Here is a 9,456-nt window from a genome sequence, read left to right on the forward strand (position 1 = left end):
CGGCTCGTCCTCACGGGCTGTTCTGTCGGCAACGGGAGGCCGGCATGATCGATGTCGGTGTCGCGGATCGGGCTCTCGCCGCTTTTCTCGGTCTCGCCATCGGCGATGCGCTCGGCGCGACTGTGGAGTTCATGACACCGCGAGAGATCGCGGTCGAGCATGGCCTATTGTGCGACATCGTCGGTGGTGGCTGGCTGCGCCTCAAGGCCGGCGCGGTGACGGACGATACGGCCATGTCGCTCGCCCTGGGCCGTTCGCTCGCCCGCAAGGGCGAGCTCGATCTCACCGATCTCTGCGAAGAGTTTGCCGCCTGGCTGAGGTCGGGGCCGCCCGACGTCGGCAACACCTGCCGGCGCGGTATCCGCCGCTACATTCAGCGTGGCATCGTGATCGGCCCGCCGAACGAGGGCGATGCGGGAAACGGGGCCGCCATGCGCGTTCTGCCGGCGGCGATCGCCAGCTATCGCGATCCGGTGCGCGCCCGTCGCTGGGCGGTGGAGCAGGGCCACGTCACCCACAATCATCCGCTGTCGGATGCCGCTTGCGACACCCTGGCCGGCATGTTGGCCGCGCTGATTTCCGGAGGAGGGCGGGCCGTTGCCGCGCGACTGGCGGACGGTCTGGTCGGCCGCTATCCGACCTTCCGCTTCGTTCCCTATCGAGGACTGTCGTCCGCCTATGTCGTCGACACGCTTCAGACCGTGTTCGATGGCTACTTTGCCACCGATACCTTCGAGGATTGTCTGATTCGCACCGTCAATCATGGTGGCGACGCGGACACCACCGGGGCAATCGTCGGCGCCTTGGCCGGCGCTACCTATGGTCTCGAAGCGATTCCGAGGCGTTGGCTGAAGGCGCTCGATCGCGACGCGGCCACGGCGATCAGGGCCTTGGTGCCGCCTCTGCTGGCGGTCGCCAAGCGCTGATTTCATCGCGCCGTGACACGCGTGCCTGGCGTTTGTCGGCGAGGCATCCGGGCAAGCCACTGTCCGGCCCAGATCGTTTGAGCCTCCTCTCCATGGAGAATGCCGTGCGCGTTATGAACGTTAAGGTTGAATAAAGCTTCTGATTGTTTCTGGTTGCTCCGCGCTACCGAGATGGGCATTTTGCCGCCGGAACACGGGAACAGAATCATGGCTTTGGTTGATACGCCGCCGACCTCGGCGGAACGCTTCTCGCGCGCTTCTTTCACAGGCAGCGCTTCAGAGTATTTCGGCATCTGGATCGTCAACGTCCTGCTCACCATCGTGACGCTGGGCATCTACTCCGCCTGGGCCAAGGTTCGCCGCAAGCGCTATTTTTACGGCAACACCGTCCTTCTCGGCCGTACGTTTGAGTATCATGCCAAGGGCAGCCAGATTTTCGTCGGTCGGCTGATCGTGGTCGGGGTGCTCATTGCGGTCAACATTCTCGCCGTCATCCATCCGCTGTTTGCGGCGGCAACCTCTCTGCTGATGTTGATCGCGCTGCCGTGGCTCATCAAGCGCAGCTTGCGGTTCAATGCGCGGGTGACCAGCTATCGCAACGTCCGGTTCGATTTCGTTGGCTCGACCGGCGGTGCGCTCTTCGCGGTGACGGCTGGAGGCTTGGTCGCCTTCCTGTCAATCGGCATTCTTGCGCCTTTGGCAAGCCGTTGGCTGTGGCGCTACATCCTCAACAATCTTCGCTACGGCGACCGGAGTTTCTCATCCGAGCCGCGTCTCGGGGCGCTCTATCGCATATGGCTGCTTCCGTTCCTGCTTTTCGTTCTCGGCGGAACGATGGTTGGCGCGATCATAGTGGCGGCGCGCCAGATGGAGCGGGGCGGGGGGCAGGGCCTCAATGGTCTCGTAGCCTTCATGGTGTTTCTGCCGTATGTCGTGCTGCTCCTCTATGCCCTTGCCACGCTCGTTTACCGCACGGGCGTACGCAACGTCGTGCTGTCGGCAGCGCTTCTGGATGGCCGACACGAGTTGCTGAGCGATATCCCCCGGCTGCATTATGCCTGGATCGCCGCCTCCAACATTCTCGTCACAGTGCTGACGCTTGGCCTGATGCGTCCCTGGGCCGCCGTGCGCATGGCGCGTTTCACGAACGAGCACACCGGCATCCGTATCAACGGAGATCCCGGCGAGATAGTGTCGCAGATCGAGGCAAGCGGATCGGCTGTTTCGGCCGAGTACGTTGATATGGAAGGTTTCGATTTTGGCTTCTGATGAGTCGGTCGCGGTTGGCGAGTGGTACCCACCAAACTCCAGCCGCTCGATTCCCGCCAATATTGGCGTGAGCGGTGACGGGCTGATGGTCACGGCCGACGACGCCATTTGCGCCGCCGCGTCCGTGAAACAGATCGAGATCAGCCCGCGTGTCGGCTCGATTCCTCGCAGGCTGACCTTTCCGGACGGATCTGTCTTTGAAACAGCCGACAACGACGGCATGGACGCCTGGCTTCGCCGGAGCAGGGGGACGAAGTCCGGCTGGGTCCATGGCCTGGAGGCGTTTCGGCCCAGGCTCTTCGCCTTCGTCATCGCGGTCATTCTTTTTGTCTTCGCGATCTACCGCTACGCGGTTCCGGTGCTGGTCGAAGTTGCGGTATTCGTGACGCCCCCCTTCGTGCCGGAAATGATCGGCTCTGGCGCGCTGGCCTCGCTTGATCGAACCGTGCTGGGGCCTTCCCGTCTGCCCGACGACGAGAAGCAGGCGATCAGGGACGGATTTGAGAGACTGGCCGTCGCATCCGAAGGCGGGCCAACTGCCTATACGCTCAACTTTCGCGACGGCGGGTCGATCGGCCCCAACGCGTTTGCGCTGCCAGACGGCAACCTCATCCTGACCGACGATCTCGTGAAGCTTGCCGATGGGGATCGGGAAATGATCCTCGGCGTGCTGGGGCACGAGATCGCCCACGTCGAGCGCAAACACAGCCTTCGGCAAATCTACCGCGTCGCGGGCGTGACGGCGATGATCCTGCTGATTGCCGGCGATGTCGGCTCAGGTCTTGAGGACATGCTGACCCAGGGCGGCGCCATCCTGGCCCTGTCGTACTCGCGCGCCGCCGAGGCGGAGGCCGATCGCCGCTCCGTCGAGATCATGCGCGCCGCCGGCTACGAGCCGACGGCCCTCGTCCGCTTTTTCGACCGTATCGAGGCGGTCTCGGGAAAACGGGGCGAAGTCAGCTTTCTGTCCACCCACCCGGACACGCCCGAGCGCCGCGCAGATGTCTTGACCTACGCTCGTGAACTGGAAAGCGGTGCTTCGGCAAGGTAGCCCTCAGGACAAGTGTCCATTCTCGCGGCCGTCCCGGCGCTCGGAGGCTACCCGACAGCGAGACCATTCTTCGACGCCGCGACTGCCCGGCATGATTTGCGCTGCGATTCTGGCGCAGCCCATCGAGACGCTTGGTGAAGGTGGCGAGTGAGGACTTCGGGCACTTGTGTCCATTTTCTCTAAGGATCTGTAGCGGCGTGGGCGTAGTTGCGGCTCAGTTGCCGCGAGATGGGGCTATCACCTAAGTTTTACCGAACCGTCCTGCAGATGCGAGCGGCATGCATTGACGAACGGACATTTTTGTCCGATTTGGAGCGCATGACAAAGCTCAGAAGAGACGCCGAGGAGAACCGAGCGGTTATCCTCGCTGCGGCCGATCTTGTTTTCGCAAGCCATGGCATCACCGTGCCGCTCGACCTCGTTTGCAAGCAGGCAGGGGTCGGGCGGGCGACGCTCTACCGGCACTTTCCCGATCGCCATCATCTGATCGTCGCCCTTCTCGAGCGGGGGCTGGAAGAGACGGCGGCCAAGGCAGTCGAGCTCGGTGATCGGCAAGATGCTTTCTTCGTTCTGCTGCGCTTTCATGCCGAACGCATCCGTTCCCGCTCGTCGCTGGTCGATTACTGGCGCGTGCTCGATCGTGGCGCGCCAGAGGTGCAACGTGTCCGCGAGCGCTTTCACCAGATCTTCTCGCCGCTGATCTTTCGCGCCGTCGAAGCCGGCATCTGCCGTCCTGACATTCAGGTCGAGGATGTCACGCTGCTGGTCAGCGTGCTGGGCTCAGCGCTGCGGGGGCGCTCGGCCGACGAGCAGGCAAGACTCAGCCTCAGGGCGTTCGAACTCTTGGTCGAGGGGCTGCGCCCTCGGCCGGCCGTGCATGGGCGGCCGGCGACATGACCCCCCAACCGCTCGATCCGCTACCCGATTGGGATCCCGAGGAGCGGCCCCGCGTTCCGGGGTCGCCGGCCCTCGTCAAGCACTCGCCCGGACGTCGCCTGGCCTATGGTCTGGTCGGCCTGCTGGTGATCGCGACGAGCGGGCTTGGAACCGGCCTCGTCTCAGCCAACCTTCAGAACATCCAGGGACATCTCGGCCTGACATCATCCGAGGCGGTCTGGCTGCCCGCCGTCTATGTCATGTTCAACGCATCGGCCAACCTGATCCTCTTCAAGTGCAGGCAGCGCTTTGGCATTCGCCATTTCGCCGAAGCGAGTATCGCCGCCTATGTCCTGCTCTGTGTCCTGCATATCACGGTCGCGGATTACCCGACGGCGTTGCTGCTACGGGCCGTGGCCGGCTTCACGGCCGCGCCGATGAGCGTGCTCGGCATGTTCTATCTGATGCAGGCCTTTCCGCTGAAACACCTCGGTCGCGCCCTCTGCCTCGCCTTGGGGCTGATGCAGGCGATGACGCCACTGGCCTGGGTCCTGTCGCCATCTCTGGCCAGCACCGGCGACTTTCGGGAGATCTATCGCCTGGAACTCGGCATGGCGCTTCTCAGCTTTGCGGCGATCGTCATCGTCAAGCTACCGCAGGGCATCCGCATCCGCATTTTCGAGCCGCTCGACTTCCTGTCCTTTGCTCTCTTGGCGCCGGCGATCGCCCTGGTTGGAGCCGTGTTCGCCCAGATGCGTTACGAGTGGTGGGAAGACAACCCATGGATGGCCTACGCCATCATCGCGGCCATGGCGATGGCCTTGGTGGCGGTGCTGATCGAGCATCACCGAGCTCGCCCCCTGATCATGACGCGCTGGCTCGGAACCAGCGACGCCTTTCGCTTCGGCATGGGGGCGGTCGGCATGCGCTTCCTGCTGTCCGAGCAGAGTTATACGGCGCCGGGGCTTCTCCGCACGCTCGGCATGGGGCCGGACCAGTTGCAACCCCTCTATGCCGTCATTTTCGTCGGTACGATTGGGGGAGCCATTATCTCCGCACTGATGTTTGGTCCCAAACGCGTTCTGACAATCCTCGGACTTTCGATCGGTCTGGTGATCGCCGGCAGCTATCTTGAGCATAACGCCACCAGTCTCACCCGGCCTCACGATGTCTACCTCAGCCAACTGATGATCTCGCTTGCCGCGGGCATGTTCATGGGACCACTGCTGCTGATGGGGATCATGAAGGCATTGTCGCGCGGCGCCGATCACATCATCACCTTTTCGGTGCTGTTCAGTCTGTCGCAAGGGATCGGTGGTCTTGCCGGCCCGGCAGTGCTGGGTACCTATCAACTGTATCGGGAGCATGAGTACTCGGCGGTCATCGTCAACGCCCTCGATCCGGCCGACCCCCAGGTCGCGCAGAGGATCAGGCTCTATCAAGGCGCTTATGCCAGGGCGATCGTCGATCCGGCGCGGCGTGACATTCAGGCGCGAACGCTGCTCTCCCAGACCGCAACCCGAGAGGCCAACGTCAGGGGCTACAACGATGCCTCCCTCCTCAACAGTTTGATCGCCTTCTGCTTTCTCTTCTGGACCTTCGCCAGTGATTTTATCCGCGTTCTGACGGGCGGCATGGAAAAGGCGCGGCGGCTGACCCGCCGGCGTCTGTCCGTCGCTCGCTACAGGCGGTCACGCAAACTCAGGACCATGCCGCTATGAACCAGCCTGTCCGTCCGCCTTCGCCCGAAGCGACAACTGCCATCACGTCCCATACGCGCCGCAGCATGGATACCGAAACCACCGACGCGGCTCCCACCTCGCAGCGGTCAGCGCCGCCGCCCAAGGTCGCCAAAGCCGGCGTCGCAACGGTCTTTGGCATGGTGCTCGTGGCGTTTGCCGGTACGGCGGCGGTGCTGTGGGCCTGGCATCTCTGGCCATTCACCAGCACCGTCGAGGTAACTGAGAACGCCTATGTGCGTGGGCAGGTGACCGCACTGGCGTCGCAGGTCAGTGGCTACGTGACCGACGTGCCGGTGCGCGACTTCCAGGTCGTGAAGGCCGGCGACCCTCTGGTCCGCGTTGACGACCGCATCTACCGCCAGCAGTTGGAGCAGGCCGTGGCGCAGCTCGACGTTGCCAAGGCATCGCTCGCCAACGTCGACCAGACCATGGCTCAGAACGTCGCCACGGTCGCCGTCCGCAAGGCCGCTCTCGATCAGGCGGCCGCCCAGCTTGCACAGGCCAAGGCTGCCTATGAGCGTGTCAGCTCGCTTGCCCGGAAGGGCATCCGTGCAGAGACCGATCTCGACAGCGCCGTAGCCGTCCTCAAGGTCGCCCAGGCCGGCGTATCGGCGGCCGAAGCCAACGTCAGCCTGGCCGAGGCGCAGGTGCGCGCCACCGATGTGTCGCGATCAGGCCTGGCGGCGCAGGTGCATGCGGCCGAGGCTGCCGTCGATCTCGCCAAGATCAATCTCGGCAACACGGTGATCAAGGCGCCTACCGATGGACAGATCGGCGAAAGCTCTGTCAGGAAGGGGCAATACGTGACGGCTGGCACGCAGCTGATGTTTCTTGTGCCGCCCACACGCTGGATCGTTGCCAACTACAAGGAGACGCAGACCGCCCACATGCAGGTGGGACAGCCCGTCATGATCGACGTGGATGGCCTCGATGGTGTGTCCTTGCGGGGCACGGTCGAGGAACTGGCCCCGGCGACCGGATCCGAGTTCAGCATCCTGAAGGCCGATAACGCCAGCGGCAACTTCACCAAGGTGGTTCAGCGGATCCCGGTTCGCATTCGCCTGGCGGCCGATCAGTCGCTGACGGAGCGGTTGCGGCCCGGCATGTCGGTCATCGCCAGGGTCGAGACGGCGCCCGCAAAGCCCCCCGTCTCGGCGGGTGGCCGAACGTAAATCGCCTGCGGCATGCGGAAGCGATCGGCGCCGGTTCGATCACCGCCTCGACTGCTGCAGCATGACGTGCGGTGCGATGTCTTCAAGCGACAGGATGGTGTTGACGCCGCTGCGGGCGATGGCTTCCTTCGGCATGCCGAACACCACGCAGCTTTCCTCGTCCTGCGCGATGGTGTAGGCGCCGGCTTCCTTCATTTCGAGCATTCCGCGCGCGCCGTCGTCGCCCATGCCGGTCATGATGACCCCTATGGCGTTCTGGCCGGCCGCCCTGGCGGCCGAACGGAACAGCACGTCCACCGAGGGGCGGTGGCGCGACACCAGCGGCCCGTCCTTCACCGCGACGTGGTAACGGGCGCCCTGGCGTTCCAGGAGCAGGTGTCGGCCGCCGGGGGCGATCAGCACGTGCCCGCGCAATACCGGGTCGCCGTCCTCGGCTTCCTTGACGCTGACCTGGCAGAGCCCGTCGAGCCGCTTGGCGAAAGCGGCGGTGAAGTGCTCGGGCATGTGCTGCACGATGACGGTGCCGGGAGCATTGGCCGGCAGGGCCATCAGGAACTCGCGCAAGGCCTCGGTTCCGCCTGTTGACGCGCCGACGGCGACGATGATCTCGGTGGTCTTGGCCATGGCGCCATGGGCGGCGGGGGGCAGCATGGCGTCGGCCGTCAGCTTCGGCGCCGGCGTCTTGCCCCCCGGCGCGGTAGCCGGCTTGTCACTCTTCCGCCGTCCCAGGCGCGCGCGAGCGGCGCTCTTCACCGTATCGCAGATCAGCATGGCCTGCTCGGCGAGGTGATCGGCGGCGGCGATCTTCGGCTTCAGGATGACGTCGACCGCCCCGGCCTCCAGCGTCTGCATCAACGTCTCAGAGCCTTCTTCGATCAGCGAAGAGCACATCACCACCGGGATGGGGTGCTGGGCCATCAGCTTCTTGAGGAAGGTGATGCCATCCATGCGCGGCATCTCGACGTCGAGGGTGATGACGTCGGGAATGTCGTCCCGAAGTCGCTTGGCGGCGACGAAGGGGTCGGCTGCGACGCCGATCACCTCGATCTCCGGATCGTTTCCGAGGATGGTGGCCAACGTCTGCCGAACGGAGGCGGAATCGTCGACGATAAGGACGCGGACGCGTTTCTGAGGGGCCAACGTCATCTCGCTCCGGCAGAGGGCCTCATTCGGCGGCAATGTCGCGCTTCGGGGCTACGCCACGCTCGACTTTTCTCGCCTAACACGGAGGTGATCCGAGCGGCAAGTCGGCTTTGGAAGCAGTGGTTTGGCACAGGCAAGCACGCGGAAGCCGGGTAAGGCGGATCAGATTCTCTGGAAAATCGTGTTGGCGACAGTTCGAACCGGCAGGTTGAATCCGGTGATCGATTCCGAATGTCCGATGAACAGATAACCACCCGGCGCCAGGCAGTCGCACAGGCGCGACAGAACCTTGGCCTGCGTCGGCTTGTCGAAGTAGATGAGCACGTTGCGACAGAAGATGACGTCGACCGGCTCGCCGATCGGGTAGGTCTCGTCCATGAAGTTCATGCGCGCAAACCCGACCTTCGACCTGATGGCCGGAGCCATTCGAACCAGGTTGCTATTGGGGTCGCTCGAGCGAAGGACGAAGCGCCGCATGTAGTTCTCCGGTACCGGAGCGAGCATGGGGGCGGGATAAATGCCCTTTCGGGCGGATGTGAGAACCTCGGTGGACAGGTCGGTTGCAAGGACGAAGTAGTTGAGAGGGCCGGAGCTCTCGGCGAAGTCCGCGAGGATCATGGCCGCCGTATAGGGTTCCGCTCCCACGGAGCAAGCCGCGCTCCACAGCCGGAGCGAGGTTCGGCCGTTTCGTACGAGGGCCGGAAGAGCATATCTCTTCAGAAAGTCGAAGTGCTTGGGCTCGCGGAAGAAGTCAGTCTTGTTGGTGGTAACCGCGTCGATCAGCGCCACGGCCTCGACGTCCAGTCCGTCGTTGTCGAAGAGGTAGGTGCAGTAATCGTCGAGCGAAGCGAAGCCGGACGAGCGCAGGCGCCGGCGTAGGCGACCCTCCAGCATGGTCTGCTTGCCGGGCGGCATCTTGATGCCGCTGTAGCTGCTTACGAAGTCCGACAGCCGACGAAAGTTCTTCGCGCTGAGGCGGTCGGCCGAACGATCAAGATGCAGGGCCTCGACAGACGACAAGTTTCGGTCCTCATGTACGGGTTGAAGCGGTGGGCGGCGAGAAACGCCGCCCCGCTTGTTCAGGCGACGGCTCGGTTGGTATCCTTGCCGCCGAGGGCGGCGAGATCCTTGGCGGTCAGGAGCCTTCCGAGGTCGATGACGACGACGAAGCCCTGATCGCGGCGGACGACGCCGTCGATGTAGTCGGAGTTCCAGTGGACGCCGATGTCGGGCGCCGCCTCCAACTGGTCGCCGCGGAACGCGACGACCTCGAACAC

Annotated in this window: 9 protein-coding genes; 6 read left to right on the top strand and 3 right to left on the bottom strand. The window is 64.0% G+C overall.

The annotated features are described in order from the left end of the window. The first annotated feature begins 44 nt into the window (after window positions 1-44). The 6 genes from draG to M4J40_RS11330 all read left to right on the top strand — a co-directional run bounded on the left by draG (window position 45) and on the right by M4J40_RS11330 (window position 7,036). Window positions 45-926 carry an ADP-ribosyl-[dinitrogen reductase] hydrolase gene (gene draG / locus M4J40_RS11305; RefSeq protein WP_251754229.1) on the top strand — a complete coding sequence of 294 codons (882 nt, stop codon included), beginning with the start codon at window positions 45-47 and terminating at the stop codon, window positions 924-926. Between the two features lie 207 nt (window positions 927-1,133). Beyond that, window positions 1,134-2,195, top strand: coding sequence for a YjgN family protein (locus tag M4J40_RS11310; RefSeq protein WP_251754230.1), 1,062 nt, complete (start codon window positions 1,134-1,136; stop codon window positions 2,193-2,195). After that, a complete protein-coding gene (locus M4J40_RS11315) occupies window positions 2,182-3,246 on the top strand; it encodes a M48 family metalloprotease (RefSeq protein ID WP_251754277.1) in 1,065 nt (354 codons plus the stop codon). The genes M4J40_RS11310 and M4J40_RS11315 overlap by 14 nt, the downstream gene beginning before the upstream one ends. 318 nt (window positions 3,247-3,564) lie before the next feature. Next, entirely contained in the window at window positions 3,565-4,143 is a 579-nt protein-coding gene (locus M4J40_RS11320) for a TetR/AcrR family transcriptional regulator (protein ID WP_251754231.1), read from the top strand. Continuing rightward, window positions 4,140-5,843 carry an MFS transporter gene (locus M4J40_RS11325; RefSeq protein WP_251754232.1) on the top strand — a complete coding sequence of 568 codons (1,704 nt, stop codon included), beginning with the start codon at window positions 4,140-4,142 and terminating at the stop codon, window positions 5,841-5,843. The genes M4J40_RS11320 and M4J40_RS11325 overlap by 4 nt, the downstream gene beginning before the upstream one ends. 158 nt (window positions 5,844-6,001) lie before the next feature. Further along, on the top strand, window positions 6,002-7,036 hold the full coding sequence (locus tag M4J40_RS11330; RefSeq protein WP_405030746.1) for an HlyD family secretion protein: 1,035 nt from the start codon (window positions 6,002-6,004) through the stop codon (window positions 7,034-7,036). Window positions 7,037-7,075: 39 nt separating this feature from the next. Here the strand turns inward: M4J40_RS11330 and M4J40_RS11335 are convergent, their stop codons facing one another. From M4J40_RS11335 to M4J40_RS11345, 3 genes are all read right to left on the bottom strand, one after another. Next, on the bottom strand, window positions 7,076-8,182 hold the full coding sequence (locus M4J40_RS11335; RefSeq protein ID WP_251754234.1) for a chemotaxis response regulator protein-glutamate methylesterase: 1,107 nt from the start codon (window positions 8,180-8,182) through the stop codon (window positions 7,076-7,078). 159 nt (window positions 8,183-8,341) lie between these two features. Next, window positions 8,342-9,199 carry a protein-glutamate O-methyltransferase CheR gene (locus M4J40_RS11340; protein WP_251754235.1) on the bottom strand — a complete coding sequence of 286 codons (858 nt, stop codon included), beginning with the start codon at window positions 9,197-9,199 and terminating at the stop codon, window positions 8,342-8,344. 59 nt (window positions 9,200-9,258) lie between these two features. Beyond that, the coding region (locus M4J40_RS11345; RefSeq protein WP_405030737.1) for a chemotaxis protein CheW at window positions 9,259-9,456 on the bottom strand (198 nt) is incomplete at its 5' end.

Source organism: Pleomorphomonas sp. JP5 (assembly GCF_023721815.1).
In the GTDB taxonomy this organism is placed as follows: Bacteria; Pseudomonadota; Alphaproteobacteria; order Rhizobiales; family Pleomorphomonadaceae; genus Pleomorphomonas.

Coding starts and splice junctions, on each gene's coding strand:
- M4J40_RS11310 (WP_251754230.1), top strand. CDS start 1,134: ATGGCTTTGGTTGATACGCCGCCGACCTCGGCGGAACGCTTCTCGCGC.
- M4J40_RS11335 (WP_251754234.1), bottom strand. CDS start 8,182: ATGACGTTGGCCCCTCAGAAACGCGTCCGCGTCCTTATCGTCGACGAT.
- draG (WP_251754229.1), top strand. CDS start 45: ATGATCGATGTCGGTGTCGCGGATCGGGCTCTCGCCGCTTTTCTCGGT.
- M4J40_RS11330 (WP_405030746.1), top strand. CDS start 6,002: ATGGTGCTCGTGGCGTTTGCCGGTACGGCGGCGGTGCTGTGGGCCTGG.
- M4J40_RS11325 (WP_251754232.1), top strand. CDS start 4,140: ATGACCCCCCAACCGCTCGATCCGCTACCCGATTGGGATCCCGAGGAG.
- M4J40_RS11320 (WP_251754231.1), top strand. CDS start 3,565: ATGACAAAGCTCAGAAGAGACGCCGAGGAGAACCGAGCGGTTATCCTC.